The organism is Gallibacter sp. Marseille-QA0791 (assembly GCF_965119705.1).
GTDB lineage: Bacteria > Bacillota > Clostridia > Peptostreptococcales > Anaerovoracaceae > Lentihominibacter > Lentihominibacter excrementipullorum.
In genome coordinates, this window is record NZ_CBCPMH010000001.1 from 1,183,568 (window position 1) to 1,200,026 (window position 16,459).

The window sequence follows — 16,459 nt, forward strand, 5'->3', positions numbered from 1 at the left end:
TTACTCACCCCTTTTTCTTTCTGTTGGTCTGCAGCTTCTCTATCTCCGATACGAACGTGTTGATATCGGTGAACTGCCTGTACACTGACGCGAAACGGACATAGGCCACCTCATCCAGATCCTTGAGTCGCTCCATCACCAGCTCCCCGATGAAGGTGCTCTCCACTTCCTTCTCCATCATATTGTTGAGGCCTCTCTCTATATCGTCCACTATCTTTTCCATATCCGCTATGGATACAGGGCGTTTTTCACAGGCTCTGATTATCCCGTTGAGGAGCTTGCTCCTGTCGAAGGCCTGCCGGCTCCCGTCCTTTTTGATAACCATCAAAATGACTTCCTCCACCTTCTCGTATGTGGTGAATCGCCTGCCGCATGCTTCGCATTCCCGCCTTCTCCTTATGGCACGTCCATCTTCCGTATGTCTGGAATCTATGACCCTGCTGTCTTCATTTTCACAATAAGGGCATTTCATTTCGGAACCTCCTTTACCGGATGTCTCTCGCAAAAGCTCTCATATGATTTTACTACATCTTGTGGTCTTTGTCTAATCTATTATGGGCGGGACATCTACCAGTATCACATCTTCTCCAATAGTTTTTACATGTTTCCACTTTATCACGTAGTCGCTCGTTTCCTTGCCGAACATCTTCAGAAAGCCTCTGTCACCAGGCAGGACAATACCGTCTATCCTGCCTTCCTTGAGATTTATCTCTATATCACAGACAAACCCCATGCTCTTTCCGTCATAGATGTTGATCACCTCTTTATTCCTTATATCTTCCGTATTAAGCATGATCGCTCCCCCTTTTCTGCCGTTTGTAAATTTATATGCGACAGTTGTCCAAACTATGCAGGCGCGATGGCGGAAAGAGAAAAAAATACCGCGGAGATTTCCTCTGCCGGCCGTTCCTGCGCCGTACAGCTGTTTCTCCGCGGTATCTTTCTAATATTCTCTTATCCTGCCGCTGTCGAGCCTGTGGAAATAGCTCCTTGTCTCGGCCGCTATGACGCCGCTCAGCGTCACGAGAGCGATCAGATTAGGTATTGCCATGAGCCCATTGAATATGTCTGCCAGCGTCCATACGGCGGAAACCGTCAGGAACGGTCCGATGAGCACCGCCAGTATGTAGAACCACCTGTAGACCTTGACTATGCCCATCTTTCCTCCCGTAAGATACTCAAGACATCGCTCGCTGTAGTAATCCCATCCTATAATGGTCGTGAAAGCGAAGAGCGCCAGGCACACCATCAGTATCCCCGAGCCCACCTGATCAGACCACGGAAGGCCGTTGGAAAAGGCATACGACGTCACTTCCGAGCCTTCCAGTCCGTTGGCTGCAGCGTAATCATAAGCCCCTGTGACCATGATGGTGGTCCCTGTCATCGTGCAGACGATTATCGTATCGATGAATGTACCCGTCATGGAAACCAGGCCCTGTCTGACAGGTTCTTTCGTCTTTGCCGCTGCCGCAGCTATAGGAGCGCTTCCCAGCCCGGCTTCATTGGAGAAAATGCCTCTGGCGACACCCATCTGCATAGCCATCATCAATGAGCCCAGCGCACCGCCTGCCACCGCATCCAGGCCAAAGGCGCTCCTTACCACCATCACGATGGATTCAGGCACCCTTTCGATATTATACACCAATATGCAGAGGCATACGATTACATATGCTATAGCCATGAATGGGACTATTATGGACGTTACACTGGCTATCCTCTGAAGACCTCCTATCACGACCAAAGCCGTTATAAAAGCCACTATCAACGCGGTCACGACGATAGTCACAGTATAGTCCGTACCAAATACGCTCACGAGATTTTCCTTATTGGGATCGAAGAATGTCTCCGCAGCGGAAGCGATACCATTGACCTGTGTTATAGTACCGATGCCAAGAAGTCCGGCTCCTACGCCAAATATAGCAAACAGCTTCGCCAGCCATTTCCACCTGGGCCCCATTCCCTGTTCGATATATCTGAAAGGTCCTCCCAGAAATCTTCCGTTACCTCTGTTCTCTCTGAATTTAACGGCCAACAGTCCTTCCGAGTACTTGGTCGCCATCCCCAGACAGGCCGCCACTATCATCCAGAAGAGGGCCCCCGGGCCTCCCGCCAATACTGCCGTAGCCACACCTACGATGTTTCCCGTACCGATAGTAGCTGCCATGGCCGTACAGAGAGCTCCAAAGCTGGTGACTTCTCCTATACCGTCTTCCTCGTTCTTGACCATATACTTGAAAGCCTTGCCCAGCTTCCTGAACTGGAGCACCTTTATCCTGACGGTAAGGAATATCCCCGTACCCATGATAAGCACGATGAGAGGGACTCCCCAGACGACGCCGTCTATGGCCTCAAGAATTTCAGTAAATTTTTCCATTTTCTTTCTCCTTCTCCTAAAAAAAGTAAATCAAAAAGCCGATACAGATGCGATCGACTTTCCGGAGAGGACTCAAATAATTTTTTACAAAAACTATCTGCTCTGTCCTTTTGCCTGAGAGATTACGCACATCGCTTAACGACATTTCGCTCTGCGCGCGTACACCTTCGGCGCTCGTATCGAGACTCTCCAGAGAATCATAGTTTCTTTCCCGCCCTTTGAAATCAAAAGCCGTACGGGCGTGATCGATAAACTAACGTTACGATTTTAACATACCGTACGGCTGCTTTCAACTCTAAAGTATTTCTTCAACCAGTTTCATAATATTCGTAATATTTTACTCGGAAGCCTCATCGTCTGCCGCTTCCGTTATTTTCGCATTATCCAGCAGATAATCCAGTACCTTCTGATAGAGCAGCTCTATGTGTACATAATCCTCCATGTTACGCCCTGTCTGCAGCTCTATGGACTTATCGTCATACCCTGCATCTTCGTAAGCCTTTATGGCCTCTTCCTTCTCTTTATCGGTATACGATAATCCTTCCTTCTCAGCAAGATATTCTATGAGCATTTCCTGCTTGACTCTCAGCTTGCTGCTGTCCTCATTGACGGCAGCAAACTCGTCTTCATCGCCGAAATCGTATGAAGCCAGCAGTTCATCACGGCTCATTCCGTACTCCTCCGCCATCGTATCCATCTGACTGCTGTTGAAATCGATATAATAATTGAGGATATCCTCAGGATATTCCTTCACCTCGGTATCCTCCAGCAGCTCAGACCAGAGAGTTGTCTTCTGATTGTCTATTTCAGTCTGTTCCTTCTGTTCGTAGAGCTGCTTCTCCACATCGGCCTCATACTCCTCCAGTGTATCAAAGTCGGTCGTATTCTGGACAAAATCAAGACTGTACTCAGGCACCTCCTGTCTTGTCGCTGAATTTATCGTGACGTTGAACACCACGTCCTTTCCCTGAAGCTCCTCACTGCTGTAATCATCCGGGAACGTCAGCTCCAGATCTGTCGTATCTCCTACATGTTTCCCCACAAGGCCCGACTCGAATCCATCGATGAACGATCCGCTCCCCAGCGTAAGATCATATCCTTCCGCGGAACCCCCGTCAAACTCCTTGCCATCTATCGTTCCCACGTAATCTATGTTCACAGTATCGCCGTCTGCCAGCGCTGTCTCCTTATCCAGCTCCTGAGTAGTCGCCGCCGCTTCCAGCGTGCTCTGGATTTGTGTCTGCACCTCATCATCCGTAACTGAAACCGTATAATCCGACACCGGCAGTCCCTTGTATTCACCTACTTTGAGATATTCTCCCAGATCATAGCTGTCATACGAGACCGATGAACCACACGATGCCAGGCCAAAAACCATCATCAGGCAAATAAATGACGCTGTTGCTTTCTTCTTCATCTGAAATTCTCCCTTTTTCAAATCTTATCGATCTTTCAGCTCACGCTGTCTATAACATCTTATGTATCCGCTCCATGGAAGCATCCAGCTCCGCCATGGATCTGGCACAGTTGCGGAGTTCCTGGACCACATATCCCGGAAGCTCTTTCTTGCTCTTATACTTGAGTTCGTGCTCAAGACTTGCCCATGTATCCATCGCAATAGTCCTTATCTGTATCTCCACCGGCATATGGTATGTCCTGTCAGAAAGAAATATAGGCACCTCTACTACCAGATGCAGGCTTCTGTATCCGCTCTCCTTCGGCTTCTTTATATAATCCTTTCTCTTCAGGAGCTTTATATCATCCTGCCTCAGCAGACTTTCTTCCACAGTATATATATCATCTATATAATTGCATACGACCCTCACACCGGCAAAGTCCATGACCTTATAGACCGACTCTATCTCTTTGGGCCATCCCTTTCTCTCTATTTTATCCATAATGCTCTCGATGCTCTTGATACGGCACTGCATGTGATGGATAGGATTATAATCATATCTGACGCTGTATTCGTTATCCAGTACTTCCAGCTTAGTGCTGACCTCTTTTATGGCCGCCTGATATCTCATCCTCAGATCACTGAAAACTTTTACGATCTCCTTGGCGTGGTCTATCGTAACACTCATGTCCGCGGGGATCATATCCTCATTTATAACAAACTTCTCTTTCTTCTCCAATATCATGATCAGTCTCCTTTGTATTCAGTTTATCATATTTTTTTGTGGATTCGGTGAGAAAGGCGAAACTTCTTTTCACAGACGTTCCTACGAAAGCACCGTGGACAAAAAGGAGCTGCCAGTCCGCAGGATATTACGGCCGACAGCTCCTTTTCAAAAAATCTCAATCAACAGCGCGCATCTCATTCATCAGTTCCCGCTTAATTACGCGGAGGGAACAGCTCCTCAAATTTCGTCTCATTGGTAGACGCGATCTCCGAGGAATCTCTCAGTTTTCCTGCCTTCTTCGCGATCTGATATCCGATCATCGGCAGGATGATCGCTCCACACGCGATAGCGAAAATAAATACGTCTTCGAATACCAGCATGATCAGACATATGAGCTGCGCGATAACAGCGAATACAGGGACCCAACTCTGTCCCTTCTTTACCCTCGCCTTCAGGCACGTTTCCGGATCATATCCGTTCTTCTTCAGCTTCTTTCTGAAGGATATCTGAGACAGTATTATTCCTACCCAGGCCAGCGTTCCTGTGAATCCGGACAGCGACAACAGGCTCGTGTACAGGCTTGTCATGAAGCCCGTAACTTCTGAGATCAGGCCGAGCACCAGAACTATCCACATGAACAGCAGCGTCCACAATACAGAAGCTCTAGGATTTCCTGACTTGGTGACTTTGCTGAGGAACTTAGGAGCCAGTCCTTCGATGGAAAGGCCGTACATACACCTTACCGTGCCATAGAAACCTGTGTTGGCACAACTGAAGGCAGCTACCAGTACGACCGCCGAGAATACGAATCCCAGCCATTCTATTCCATAAAAGTTCATGATATCGGCGAATACCGGATTCGCATCACTTGCCAGCTCGTATGGATAAACCAGGATAACCAGGATGAGCGGCAGTATGTACAGCAGTGCGATACGATATGTAACGCTCTTGCAGGCCTTAGGAACCGATTCCTCCGGATTCTGCGACTCTGCCGCCGCCAGACCTACGATCTCCGTACCCTGGAAGGTTACCAGCACTACCGTCATGTTTACGAGGATAGCCATAATACCAAGAGGGAATACCTTAGCTCCGAAGGACATCGTCCCCGAGAAGTTAACAACGCCTGCCAGGAATCCTGTGTATTCATCACTCTGACCCCAGAGACCTACCCAGATACCAAATGCCGCGATCACAAATGCTATGATGACGATGACCTTTGTAATCGCCAGACCTGCCTCTATCTTCGCGAAAATATCTACTGCGCAAAGGTTTATTATCGTGATGGCAGCCATAGCGCCCAGCGCGATAGCTATATAAGTCACGGAACTGTCCGTCCCCATCAGCGATGTCAATACTGTAGATACCGCGATAGCTTCAGACGGTACATAGCATACCCAGTTGAACCAGAAAGCCCAGCCAAATCCCGTCGAAATGGTCGGAGTGAGGAATTCGCTGGTATAGGCGACGAAGGATCCCGTTCTAGGAACATTGACCAATAATTCCGAATAAGAAATCATAGTGCCGTAAACGATGACACCAGTTACTAAGAATGCGATAATTACTCCGGGACCCATACTGGAAAGGCAAGAGCCTATCCCCAGAAAATAACATGATCCGATTACGCCACCGATACCGATGAACGCCACCTGCCAGCCTCTGATCCCACGTTTCAGTTCCTGCTTTTCAGAAGTAGCGACCTTTTTTTCTTCCGACATAACACCCTCCTTTTCTACTTTTAATAAGATACAAAGATATCCAGAATCGACAATCGGTTTCGTAGATACACGCTATGATAGTAAAAATAGATTTTTATGAAATTACTGTCAATTCTGATAATTGAATTATAGACTTATATTTATTCAATGTCAACTTATTCACAATAGTTTTTACAATACACGTCGTTCCGTCCGGCAATAAAAAGCAGGCTTCATTGTTGAAAATAAAGCCTGCGTCCCTGTTTGAGCTATACATATTTTTTCATATAATTCAATGCGTTTTTCTCCAGTCTGGACACCTGCGCCTGGCTTATGGAGATCTCATCTGCCACCTCCATCTGAGTCTTTCCTTCAAAGAATCTCATGGTCAGGATATGCTGTTCCCGCGGCGAAAGCTTTTTCATCGCCTCCGACAGAGACAGATTCTCTATCCATCGCGCGTCGGTATTTTTCATATCCCGTATCTGATCCATCACGCATATGGGATCTCCGTCATCATTGAAAACAGGGTCGAACAGAGATACAGGATCCTGTATGGAATCAAGGGCAAGCACCACATCCTCCCTTTTTACATCAATCCTGCGGGCCACCTCGTCGACAGTTGGCTCCCGCTGCAATTCACGGCCGAGCGCTTCTCTTGCCGTCAAGGCTCTGTATGCCAGATCCCGCATGGAGCGGGATACCCTTATGCTATTGTTGTCACGAAGATATCTTCTTATCTCCCCTATTATCATGGGAACGGCATAAGTGCTGAATTTCACTCCATGAGCCATATCAAAATTGTCCAACGCCTTTATCAGGCCCACACATCCTACCTGAAACAGATCGTCGGGATTTTCCCCACGTCCTGAAAACTTCTGAATGATGCTCAGTACAAGTCTGAGATTCCCCCTTATGAACTCGTCTCTGACCTTTGCGTCCCCAGCTTTTACGGCGATCAGCATATCGTGCATTTCCTTGTCCTTATACCTGGGCAGGCTCGCTGTATTGACGCCACAGATCTCAACCTTGTTGGCCATAAAATATTACCCTCACATCTCCTTTGCTCCCCTTAAAGCAACTTTCGATGCCGTAATATATTTATGTGCAGATCAGGATCCTTTTATTCCGAGTACGCCCCTTTTAAGGATATTCCGCTACCATATCCCCATAACGTGCTGCAATATCAGTGATACCACGGTGATCCCCACCCAGCAGGAGAATCCCAGCAGTATAGGCTTTGCCCCGCTCTTTACAAGCTTTACCACATCAGTATTGAAGCCGATAGCGCCCATGGCCATGATTATGAAAAACTTAGATAGCTCCTTCAGCGGAGCAAAAGCATCAGCCGAAACACCTGCGGACATCGCGACAGTTGTTATCAGGCTTGCGCCGATGAAAAAGAGGATAAAAAACGGGAAGCTCTGCCTGACAGACACTCTTTCTCCGTTCGTTCCTTCAGCTTTCCGGCTCCTGAACAAAGCCAGAGCCAGCGTTATCGGGATGATAGCCAGTGTTCGTGTCAGCTTTACAGTCACGGCCTTGTCAAGAGTCTGGCTCCCCAGATGATATATGCTGTCCCAGGTGGATGCCGCCGCCGTAACAGACGACGTATCGTTGACAGCCGTTCCGGCAAATATCCCAAAGGCCTCTCCCGTCTCACCCGAAAAACCTATAGCTGTTCCGAAAGCAGGGAATATCAGAGCCGCCAGTATATTAAAGAGGAATATCACCGATATGGCCTGAGCCACTTCATCGTCATCGGCAGCTATGACAGGAGCCGTTGCCGCGATAGCCGATCCTCCGCATATGGACGATCCGACACCGATCAGAGTCGATATCTTCCCGGGAATATTTGCCGCCCGATGAAGCGCGTAGGCTATGACCAGCGATGTCGCGATAGTGCATACGATGATAGGGAGAGACTGAGCTCCTGTTTCCATTACGACCTTGAGATTCATGCCAAATCCCAGCAACACCACGGCATACTGCAAGATTTTTTTCGACGTATACTTTATTCCCGGAGCGAAAGATGCCTGCCTTTTTACCAGGGGAGCCAGCAGCATCCCGGCTATGATAGCCAGCACTGGTCCGCCAATGACAGGGAACATCTTCCCGACTACAGCCGCCGGAACTGCCAGAGCTCCGCACAGCAACACCCCACTCATATTTTTTCTGATAAGATCCATATTTACCCTCCCGAAGACAACTGTTGTATCTATCCATAATATACCGCCTCTCAATCATTTTGTAAAATTATAATAATTGATATAATAATAAATATATGTTATCATTATTCGCAGATACAGCTCTATAAAGGAGGAGGCCATGCTGGATTTCAGAATGAAAACGTTTCTGACGGTATGCAGATATATGAATTTCACACGGGCTGCCGACTCTCTCGGGCTGACACAGCCTGCCGTATCGCAACATATCGGATATCTCGAAAAGGAGTACGGAGTCCCGCTCTTTAAACGCGAACACAAAAAACTGACTCTGACACCTGCCGGAGAGATCCTGCGTTCCGCGCTTGAGACCATGCGTAACGACGAAAACACCGTAAAAAAACGTATGACCGAAAGCCTCGCTTCAAAAAAGACACTGACATTCGGAGTGACCATGACAATTGGTGAATACGCCATACTTCCTCGCCTTTCGGGATTTATCAAGGATCACTGCGATACGGACTTTCACATTCGCTACGGCAACACTCGCACTCTCCTTTCCTATCTTCAGGAGGGAAGCATAGATTTCGCCATCGTAGAAGGTAATATCAACAGCGACGATTATGAAACACGTATATACAGATCCGAAGAATACATCCCCGTTGCGTCCAGGGAACACACTTTTTCGAAGCCTGTCAGCTTCCTCCGAGATCTGACCGAAGAACGCCTCCTCATCAGAGAGCACGGATCAGGCACCAGAGAAATACTGTCGAAAGCTCTAGATCTGAAAAACATGTCCATCTCTGACTTCAGTCATATCGTGGAAGTGGAAAACATACATACCATCGTATCGCTGCTGACTGCCGACTGCGGCATATCGTTCCTCTACAAAACAGCCGTGGAAGAAGAGCTGTCAAAAGGAACGCTCGTCAGGATACCATTATCGGACTTTTCCATGACCCATGACTTCACCTTCATCTGGAATAAGGACAGTATTTTCTCGAAAGAATATGAGAACATTTTCAAGGAACTCAGAAATTAGCATTTTTCGCAACAGCAAAACGCGCGCTTTCAGATCTTTCAGCTGCAAGCGCGCGTTTCATTCCACTGTCTGAGAGCATCCGAACGTAAGCTCAAGCGGAAGCGTGACAGATATGCTTATGCCAGCACATCCTTCAATATCTTAAGGCCTTCGTCCAGCTCCTCGTAAGTTATGGTCAGCGGAGGAAGGAGTCTCACCCTGTCCTTCGCAGTAAGGATCATGAGACCTTTTTCAAGGGCATCGCTGACTGCCTGACCTGCTTCCTTTCCCTCTATCTCGACGCCCAGCATCAGCCCCATTCCCGATACACTCTTGACTTGAGGTATATCCAGCAGTTTTTCCCTTATGTACTCGCCTTTCGCGGCCACATCCCCGAGGAACGCGTCATCTATGCGCGACAGCACCTCCACGGCACCGGCGCAGGCTACAGGATTCCCGCCATATGTGGTCCCGTGATTGCCCGGCTCCAGCACATCGCAACATTTTTTCCCGAATATCGCGCCTCCGATAGGAAGCCCGCCTCCAATACCTTTGGCGAAAGTCACGATGTCCGGAACGACACCAAAATGTTCGTATGCGAACAGCTTGCCGCTTCTGCCTATCCCGGTCTGTACCTCGTCTGCGATAAAGAGGATGTCCTTTTCGGCACAGATCCTTTCAGCGGCTTTTACGAAAGCCTCATCCAGATTGAGGACACCGCCCTCTCCCTGTATCATCTCCATCATGACAGCACAGGTGTTTTCATCCACCAGCTTCTCCAGCTGCTGGATATCATTGGCATCACAATAATCAAAACCGTCCAGGAATGGTGTGAAATATTTGTGGTATCCTTCCTGACCTGTAGCCGTAATTGTAGCCATGGTCCTTCCATGGAATGAATTGTTGAGAGTTATGATCTTGTTCTTCTCTATGCCCTTGCTGACCGAGCCGTATTTCCTGGCCGTTTTGATGGCCGCTTCATTGGCCTCCGCACCCGAATTGCCGAAAAAAACCTTTTCAAGTCCGGTCCTCTCAGTCAGCATCTTCGCCACCTTCACCTGAGGTTCAGTGTAATACAGATTTGACACGTGCTGCAGCCTGCCAAGCTGCTCCGTCACCGCTTTCACCCATCCGTCGTCGCAAAAGCCCAGCGAATTCACACCAATACCCGCTGTAAAATCTATATACTCCTTACCGTCAACAGAAATACAGCGAGCGCCTTTGCCGCTGCCTGCCACCATATCATATCTGTTATATGTTGCTACTATCTTTTCTTTATCCAGTTTTTTTATCTCATTGCTGTTCATTCCAATATTTCTCCTCATTATCCTTTATTATAGCTGTTCCTATACCTTTATTAGTAAATATCTCAAGAAGAAGACTGTGAGGTATCCTTCCATCCATGATATGCACTCTCGAAACACCTTTGTCTATAGCTTCTATGCAATTCTGTATCTTAGGCAGCATACCACCTGATATAACGCCATTTTCTATAAGCTCCCTGGCTTCTCCCGTGTAAAGCTCCGGTATGACCGATTCCGGATCTTCAGGGTCCATCCGCACACCTTCCACATCCGATAGATACGCCAGTTTCTCAGCTTTAAGAGCCGTCGCTATAGCGCTGGCGGCCTCATCAGCATTGATATTATACGATATGCCGTCCCTGTCCATCCCTATAGGGAACACCACCGGCAGGAAATCCTTTTCAATGAGATCCTTCAGTATCTTAGGATCCACCCTTGTGACATCGCCTACGAAGCCTATGTCCTGGCCGTCCGAATATTTCTTCTCCACCGTCAGCAAACCACCGTCCTGACCGCTGATACCTGCCGCTTTTATGCCCATGGCCTGTATCTTCGTGACCAGTTCTTTGTTGACTTTAGCCAATACCATCTCAGCCAGCTCCATGGTCTCCGCGTCAGTGACACGAAGGCCATTGACGAACCTTGTCTCCATTCCTACCTTATCGACCCATCTGCTTATCTCTTTGCCGCCGCCGTGCACTATTATGGGCTTGAATCCTATCAGTTTCAGCAGCACCACGTCCTCGATGACATACTCCTTCAATTCATCGTCTATCATGGCGCTCCCACCGTATTTCACTACTATCACTTTCTTGCTGAAGCGCTGTATATACGGCAGCGCCTCTATCAAAACCTCTGCTTTATCCAAGTATTTCTGATTTACCATCGTCAGCTCCTGTAATCTCCGTTTATCTTCACGTAATCATAAGTCAGATCGCAGCCCCATGCTACAGCGCTGCCGCTTCCCTGGTGCATGTCCACCGATATGATTATCTCCTCTTCCGCCAATATCTTCGATGCCTCTTCTTCACTGTACTCCTTATGTCTCGATCCCTGGCACACCCGGACGCACCCCGCAGCGGAACTCATCTCCACATCTATATCGTCGGTGGAAAAATCCCCCGGCGCATAACCTATGGCGCACAGCACCCGTCCCCAGTTGGCATCCGCGCCGAACATGGCTGCTTTCAACAGATCGGATGCTATCACCGACTTGCTGACAGCTCTGGCCTGCTTATCGCTTGTAGCTCCTTTCACACGGCATTCTATCAGCTTGGTAGCTCCTTCACCGTCCCTTGCCAGCTTTTTCGCCAGAGATATCGTCACCTTGGACAGCGCCTCTTTAAAAGCTGCCAGTGCCTCTCCGTCTTCATCGATAGTCTCATTGCCTGCAAGGCCGTTGGCCAGCACAACCACCATGTCGTTAGTCGACGTGTCGCCGTCGACACATATCTGATTATAGCTTGTCTTCACAGTCTCCTTAAGGGCTCCGTCCAGTATCTCCGGAGAGATTTTCACATCTGTCGTTATGAAGGAAAGCATGGTGGCCATATTAGGGTTTATCATTCCGCTTCCCTTAGCTATACCACCGATCCTGCATATCTTGCCGCCCAGAGAAAATTCCACAGCCACTTCCTTAGGCACCGTGTCGGTAGTCATGATGGCTTCCGCCGCTTCAGCAGAGCCTTCATAGCTGAGCTTGTCCGTCAGCTCTGGGATGCCTTCCTCGAATGGTTTTATGTAAAGCTCCTGCCCTATCACACCTGTAGAGCATACCGCGATATCTCCAGGCTTCACACCCAGGTTCTCCGCAGTGATCCTGCACGTCTCCCTTGCTATGTTCTCACCGTTGGGAGCACATGTATTGGCATTGCCACTGTTGCATATCACAGCTATGGCCTTTCCATCGGCGATGTTGTCCCTGGTGACCTTCAGTGGTGCTCCCTTTACTTTATTAGTAGTATATACAGCTGCGGCGCTGCACATGACATCGCTGACTATCAGCGCCAGATCCTTCTTATCTTTCGTGCCCTTGATACCGCAGGCCGTTCCCGCGGCTTTGAATCCGGCAGGAGCACAAACTCCGCCATCTGTAAATTTTACATCGAGATCCATCTATATCAATCCTTTCGTTTCTTCTATCCCCAGCATTATGTTCATATTCTGCACTGCCGCACCCGATGCTCCCTTCCCCAGGTTGTCGTACGTGGCTATCAGCAGTATGTTTTCATCATTTCCCTCGATGGCTATCTCCAGTTCATTAGTACCGGAAAGCCTCCCTGCCGCGATAAAGCCACCGTCGTCTACAGAATCTTTGACTCTGACGAGAGGCTGCCCCGCGTAATATTCACCTATTACATGCTCTACAGTCTGTTTTTCCAGACCTTGAACCCTGACAGGTATCGTCACTTCCATGCCGCTGTAATAATCTGCTACCACAGGTATAAAAGCAGGCGCTGATGAGATCCCGGCAGCCGCCATTATCTCAGGAAGATGCTTATGGGTCTGAGTCAACCCGTACTGTCTCGGACTGCACAGCATGTCCTGCTGCCCCATGTTGCCTCTTTGCCGCTCCGGTCCTTCATACTGGGCTATCATCTTCTTCCCGCCTCCGCTATATCCCGTGAGGGAAAATGCGCAGAAATGATGATCCCGCGGTAAAAGGCCGGCTTCAAGAAGAGGTTTTATCAACAGGATGACCCCTGTGGCATGGCACCCTGGAACAGCCACTCTGTTGCTTTCCTTTATCAGCCTCCGCTGCTCCCCCGAAAGCTCCGGCATCCCATATACCCACGAATCATCTGTCCGGTGAGCCGTCGACGTATCCAATATCCTGCAATCCTCTGGAGCTGCAGCTGCAATTTCCCTGGCAGCCGCATCCGGCAGACACAAAAAGGAGACATCTGCCTTTTTTATCATGGAAAGTCTTTCTTCCATATCTTTACGCTTTTCCTGTTCTATTCCCAGCACTTCTATGTCATCGCGTTTTTGGAAATACTGATGTATCTTGAGACCCGTAGTTCCCTCCGCGCCGTCGATGAAAACTCTGTATTTCATTTATGCCTCCCTCGTGTTTTTCCTTTGAATTTTTATTAATTATTCAGCATATTTATTCACCATAAAGTTTATAATACACCAGTATACTACTGATTTCAATATCTTTTTACCACTTTAGCCCAATTTTTTTATTTCGCTCTGAAGCCTCCCTATTATCTTCTTTTCAAGCCTGGAAATATAAGACTGGGATATTCCCATCTTATCAGCCACCTCTTTCTGGGTAAATTCTCTGCTGCCGGCCAGTCCGAACCGCATTTCCACGATTTCCCGTTCCCGCCCTGAAAGTTTATCCATGGCGTACCCCAGCAGACTCCTGTTCACCTCTTCTTCCAGATGACCGTAGACCTCATCGCTTTCAGTTCCCAGAATATCCGAAAGTAACAGCTCGTTACCGTCCCAGTCCACATTGAGAGGTTCGTCTAACGAGACCTCGCCTTTTATCTTGTTGTTCCTTCTCAGATACATCAGTATCTCGTTTTCAATGCATCTTGATGCGTAAGTAGCCAGTTTTATGTTCTTTTCTATCTTGAATGTATTGACCGCCTTTATAAGTCCAATGGTACCGATAGAGATCAGATCCTCAACATTGATGCCGGCGCTTTCGAATTTCTTCGCTATATATACCACCAGTCTCAGGTTATGCTCTATCAGTCTGTCTCTGTCCACTTTGTTTCCTGCCAGCGCTCCCATTATGGCCTTATGCTCCTCTTCGCCGGAAAGTGGCGGCGGCAGCGTATCGCTCCCACCTATGTAGAACAGCTTGTTTTTCCTGTTGAAAAACCTGAGTCGCAGTTTCCATATGATCCTTTTTAACATCATCCCTCTCCCTTCACCCATTCCTTTCCCACATATCTCTGGGAAGAAGCAGTTCACATCCGGATGCTCCTTCTCCATATATCTCCAGTTCTCTTCCACCTTTAGCGATGATACTGTCTTTCACGACCCTTTCTCCGGCTTCTATCCAGTCGACACGCAGCGTTTCCAACAGTCCACGGTTTCCTACCGTCTCATAAGGCACGACGCCTGCCCTCTCCGGTCTCAGCACATCTTGTTCCTCCAACCGTTTCCATAAGCTTTCGCCTGCGACAGCCACAGGCTTTCCGCTGACAGGATCCCTAAGCTGGTTTCCCGTATCGAAAAAGCCTTGAGCTTCAAAAACTTCTCTGCCGATGCATATCCTCACAGCGAAAACATGCTCCCCATAAAACTTCCTGGCTCTTACAGTCTTTACGACCTGCCTGACCGTGAATGAGCACACCGCTATGAAGAGCGCCAGAAGAGCCGCCTTCATGTCTCCCGTATATATCCCTGCCGCCGTATAGATACCCGTGTTGTCGGTGATCAGCAGGAGTCCCATTGTCAGTCCGCCCATGAAATACGTTACCAGTATCATCACCAGACCTTTTTTCCATATTTTTTCCCTTCCCAGAACTACCAGACACACAGCGAAAGCGAAGGCCACTTCCGCGATGAGTGTAACCGGTGCGGCCACAGGAAGGAATATCGCCATGGAAAAGACACCGCACATGACTCCTCCGACCGCCAGCCTCATCTTTTGCCTGATTCCGGAAAAGCTTCTGCCGAATATCTCGCCGGTTATGTACAATATCACGCAGCCTATTATGAAATTCTCTATGAAAAGTATTTCCCCGTATACTATCAATTTCCTCTCCAATCACAGCGCTCTCCGCTCCGTTCTTTGCTCAGCGCTCCTCTGGCCCAAGTGTCGACATCAGCGCCGATAACAAGGATTATAGCCTCCTTTGTCAGCGAAATCTGTCGAAAGGAAGGGTTTCGGGAAATAAAACCTTGAGAAGCCGTTCCCGGATAAGTATACAAGTGATAGACATGTCTTTACTTCAGCCGCCTGGATCAGGGATACCTCAGAAATTGATTTTGGAAATAATTCTGGCCGGGAGATATTTCTCAGGCACTTGCCCCAGGCTGAAAAGAAGCAGCGGAGCATCCCCTGGATCAAGCAGGTGAGACTTGACATATGGGCCAAAGATAAGGACGATGTCATTTACGCTACTGAAAGCCAGAAGCGAAACACCTATTTTCACATAAAAAGCTGCCTACTGACAATCACTCATGTCAATGCGGCAGCTCTTTTCTTCTGCGATAATATTTTTCTCTTATTTTACAGCGCTTTCTTCGCGGTATCGCAAAGTGTCGCGAAAGCAGCAGGATCATGGATGGCCATTTCCGAAAGCATCTTCCTGTTGATTTCGATGTTTGACTTCTTGAGGCCGTTCATCAGTCTGCTGTACGAAATATCGTTCATCCTCGCAGCAGCGTTGATCCTGGCGATCCACAGCTTTCTATATTCTCTCTTCTTGTTCTTTCTTCCAACATATGCGGAACGAAGAGCTCTCATAGTGGCCGGCTTGGCAGCTCTGAAGGTCTTGCTCTTAGCGCCGTAATAGCCCTTGGCCATCTTTAAAACTTTTTTATGTCTCTTATGTGCGTTTAAACCTTTCTTAACTCTTGCCATTTTTCTACCTCCTTATTTGCTCAGTACCGCTTTAATTCTCTTAAGGTCAGCGCTCGTCAAAGTGGTGGCCTTTCTCAGACCTCTCTTCCTCTTCTGGCTCTTCTTGGTAAGAATATGGCTCTTGTATGCTTTATTCCTCTTTACTTTACCGGAACCCGTTATCTTGAATCTTTTCGACGCGCCTCTGTGAGACTTCATTTTCTGCTTTGCCATGATGTATCTTCCTC

General features: G+C 48.2%; 17 protein-coding genes and 1 riboswitch. Of the genes, 1 reads left to right on the forward strand and 16 read right to left on the reverse strand.

Annotation, left to right across the window (positions count from 1 at the left end):
- Positions 1–4: 4 nt before the first annotated feature.
- The 8 genes from nrdR to ACQY69_RS05485 form a co-directional block, all read right to left on the reverse strand.
- Positions 5–472: a transcriptional regulator NrdR gene (gene nrdR / locus ACQY69_RS05450; RefSeq protein WP_428259266.1), complete on the reverse strand. Its 468-nt coding sequence runs from the start codon at positions 470–472 to the stop codon at positions 5–7.
- Positions 473–544: 72 nt separating this feature from the next.
- A complete protein-coding gene (locus ACQY69_RS05455; RefSeq protein WP_428259267.1) occupies positions 545–793 on the reverse strand; it encodes a YlmC/YmxH family sporulation protein in 249 nt (82 codons plus the stop codon).
- A gap of 150 nt (positions 794–943) precedes the next feature.
- Positions 944–2,374: an alanine/glycine:cation symporter family protein gene (locus ACQY69_RS05460; RefSeq protein ID WP_428259269.1), complete on the reverse strand. Its 1,431-nt coding sequence runs from the start codon at positions 2,372–2,374 to the stop codon at positions 944–946.
- A 92-nt stretch (positions 2,375–2,466) separates the two neighbouring features.
- Positions 2,467–2,577: riboswitch (glycine riboswitch) on the reverse strand.
- A 134-nt stretch (positions 2,578–2,711) separates the two neighbouring features.
- On the reverse strand, positions 2,712–3,791 hold the full coding sequence (gene tig, locus ACQY69_RS05465; protein ID WP_428259270.1) for a trigger factor: 1,080 nt from the start codon (positions 3,789–3,791) through the stop codon (positions 2,712–2,714).
- 49 nt (positions 3,792–3,840) lie between these two features.
- Positions 3,841–4,515: a GTP pyrophosphokinase gene (locus ACQY69_RS05470; RefSeq protein WP_428259272.1), complete on the reverse strand. Its 675-nt coding sequence runs from the start codon at positions 4,513–4,515 to the stop codon at positions 3,841–3,843.
- A gap of 194 nt (positions 4,516–4,709) precedes the next feature.
- Positions 4,710–6,212, reverse strand: a complete 1,503-nt coding sequence (locus ACQY69_RS05475) for an amino acid permease (RefSeq protein ID WP_428259273.1) — start codon at positions 6,210–6,212, stop codon at positions 4,710–4,712.
- A 248-nt stretch (positions 6,213–6,460) separates the two neighbouring features.
- Positions 6,461–7,231: an RNA polymerase sporulation sigma factor SigG gene (sigG, locus tag ACQY69_RS05480; protein ID WP_428259275.1), complete on the reverse strand. Its 771-nt coding sequence runs from the start codon at positions 7,229–7,231 to the stop codon at positions 6,461–6,463.
- A gap of 117 nt (positions 7,232–7,348) precedes the next feature.
- A complete protein-coding gene (locus ACQY69_RS05485) occupies positions 7,349–8,380 on the reverse strand; it encodes a YeiH family protein (protein ID WP_428259276.1) in 1,032 nt (343 codons plus the stop codon).
- Positions 8,381–8,519: 139 nt separating this feature from the next.
- On the opposite strand from ACQY69_RS05485, the gene ACQY69_RS05490 reads away from it, so the two are divergent.
- The gene (locus ACQY69_RS05490; protein ID WP_428259278.1) at positions 8,520–9,398 is read left to right on the forward strand and encodes a LysR family transcriptional regulator; all 879 of its coding nucleotides are present in this window, start codon (positions 8,520–8,522) and stop codon (positions 9,396–9,398) included.
- A gap of 116 nt (positions 9,399–9,514) precedes the next feature.
- Here ACQY69_RS05490 and ACQY69_RS05495 read toward each other — a convergent pair whose 3' ends face one another.
- The 8 genes from ACQY69_RS05495 to rpmI all read right to left on the reverse strand — a co-directional run bounded on the left by ACQY69_RS05495 (position 9,515) and on the right by rpmI (position 16,445).
- Positions 9,515–10,684 carry an aspartate aminotransferase family protein gene (locus tag ACQY69_RS05495; RefSeq protein WP_428259280.1) on the reverse strand — a complete coding sequence of 390 codons (1,170 nt, stop codon included), beginning with the start codon at positions 10,682–10,684 and terminating at the stop codon, positions 9,515–9,517.
- Positions 10,671–11,567, reverse strand: coding sequence for an acetylglutamate kinase (argB, locus tag ACQY69_RS05500; RefSeq protein WP_428259282.1), 897 nt, complete (start codon positions 11,565–11,567; stop codon positions 10,671–10,673). The genes ACQY69_RS05495 and argB overlap by 14 nt, the downstream gene beginning before the upstream one ends.
- 2 nt (positions 11,568–11,569) lie before the next feature.
- The gene (argJ, locus tag ACQY69_RS05505; RefSeq protein WP_428259284.1) at positions 11,570–12,796 is read right to left on the reverse strand and encodes a bifunctional glutamate N-acetyltransferase/amino-acid acetyltransferase ArgJ; all 1,227 of its coding nucleotides are present in this window, start codon (positions 12,794–12,796) and stop codon (positions 11,570–11,572) included.
- Positions 12,797–13,738: an N-acetyl-gamma-glutamyl-phosphate reductase gene (argC, locus tag ACQY69_RS05510; protein ID WP_428259285.1), complete on the reverse strand. Its 942-nt coding sequence runs from the start codon at positions 13,736–13,738 to the stop codon at positions 12,797–12,799.
- Positions 13,739–13,852: 114 nt separating this feature from the next.
- Complete coding sequence (gene sigE / locus ACQY69_RS05515) at positions 13,853–14,557, reverse strand: RNA polymerase sporulation sigma factor SigE (RefSeq protein WP_428261020.1); 705 nt, start codon at positions 14,555–14,557, stop codon at positions 13,853–13,855.
- Positions 14,558–14,567: 10 nt separating this feature from the next.
- Positions 14,568–15,413, reverse strand: a complete 846-nt coding sequence (locus ACQY69_RS05520; protein WP_428259286.1) for a sigma-E processing peptidase SpoIIGA — start codon at positions 15,411–15,413, stop codon at positions 14,568–14,570.
- Positions 15,414–15,878: 465 nt separating this feature from the next.
- A complete protein-coding gene (gene rplT, locus ACQY69_RS05525; RefSeq protein WP_428259287.1) occupies positions 15,879–16,232 on the reverse strand; it encodes a 50S ribosomal protein L20 in 354 nt (117 codons plus the stop codon).
- A gap of 12 nt (positions 16,233–16,244) precedes the next feature.
- A complete protein-coding gene (gene rpmI, locus ACQY69_RS05530; RefSeq protein ID WP_147593857.1) occupies positions 16,245–16,445 on the reverse strand; it encodes a 50S ribosomal protein L35 in 201 nt (66 codons plus the stop codon).
- Positions 16,446–16,459 lie beyond the last annotated feature (14 nt).

Excerpts from the sequence above, each read along its gene's own strand:
- rpmI (WP_147593857.1), bottom strand. The coding sequence starts at position 16,445 with ATGGCAAAGCAGAAAATGAAGTCTCACAGAGGCGCGTCGAAAAGATTC.
- sigG (WP_428259275.1), bottom strand. The coding sequence starts at position 7,231 with ATGGCCAACAAGGTTGAGATCTGTGGCGTCAATACAGCGAGCCTGCCC.
- ACQY69_RS05485 (WP_428259276.1), bottom strand. The coding sequence starts at position 8,380 with ATGGATCTTATCAGAAAAAATATGAGTGGGGTGTTGCTGTGCGGAGCT.
- nrdR (WP_428259266.1), bottom strand. The coding sequence starts at position 472 with ATGAAATGCCCTTATTGTGAAAATGAAGACAGCAGGGTCATAGATTCC.
- ACQY69_RS05475 (WP_428259273.1), bottom strand. The coding sequence starts at position 6,212 with ATGTCGGAAGAAAAAAAGGTCGCTACTTCTGAAAAGCAGGAACTGAAA.
- ACQY69_RS05495 (WP_428259280.1), bottom strand. The coding sequence starts at position 10,684 with ATGAACAGCAATGAGATAAAAAAACTGGATAAAGAAAAGATAGTAGCA.
- ACQY69_RS05490 (WP_428259278.1), top strand. The coding sequence starts at position 8,520 with ATGCTGGATTTCAGAATGAAAACGTTTCTGACGGTATGCAGATATATG.
- argJ (WP_428259284.1), bottom strand. The coding sequence starts at position 12,796 with ATGGATCTCGATGTAAAATTTACAGATGGCGGAGTTTGTGCTCCTGCC.
- argB (WP_428259282.1), bottom strand. The coding sequence starts at position 11,567 with ATGGTAAATCAGAAATACTTGGATAAAGCAGAGGTTTTGATAGAGGCG.
- argC (WP_428259285.1), bottom strand. The coding sequence starts at position 13,738 with ATGAAATACAGAGTTTTCATCGACGGCGCGGAGGGAACTACGGGTCTC.
- ACQY69_RS05470 (WP_428259272.1), bottom strand. The coding sequence starts at position 4,515 with ATGATATTGGAGAAGAAAGAGAAGTTTGTTATAAATGAGGATATGATC.
- ACQY69_RS05460 (WP_428259269.1), bottom strand. The coding sequence starts at position 2,374 with ATGGAAAAATTTACTGAAATTCTTGAGGCCATAGACGGCGTCGTCTGG.
- tig (WP_428259270.1), bottom strand. The coding sequence starts at position 3,791 with ATGAAGAAGAAAGCAACAGCGTCATTTATTTGCCTGATGATGGTTTTT.
- rplT (WP_428259287.1), bottom strand. The coding sequence starts at position 16,232 with ATGGCAAGAGTTAAGAAAGGTTTAAACGCACATAAGAGACATAAAAAA.
- sigE (WP_428261020.1), bottom strand. The coding sequence starts at position 14,557 with ATGATGTTAAAAAGGATCATATGGAAACTGCGACTCAGGTTTTTCAAC.
- ACQY69_RS05455 (WP_428259267.1), bottom strand. The coding sequence starts at position 793 with ATGCTTAATACGGAAGATATAAGGAATAAAGAGGTGATCAACATCTAT.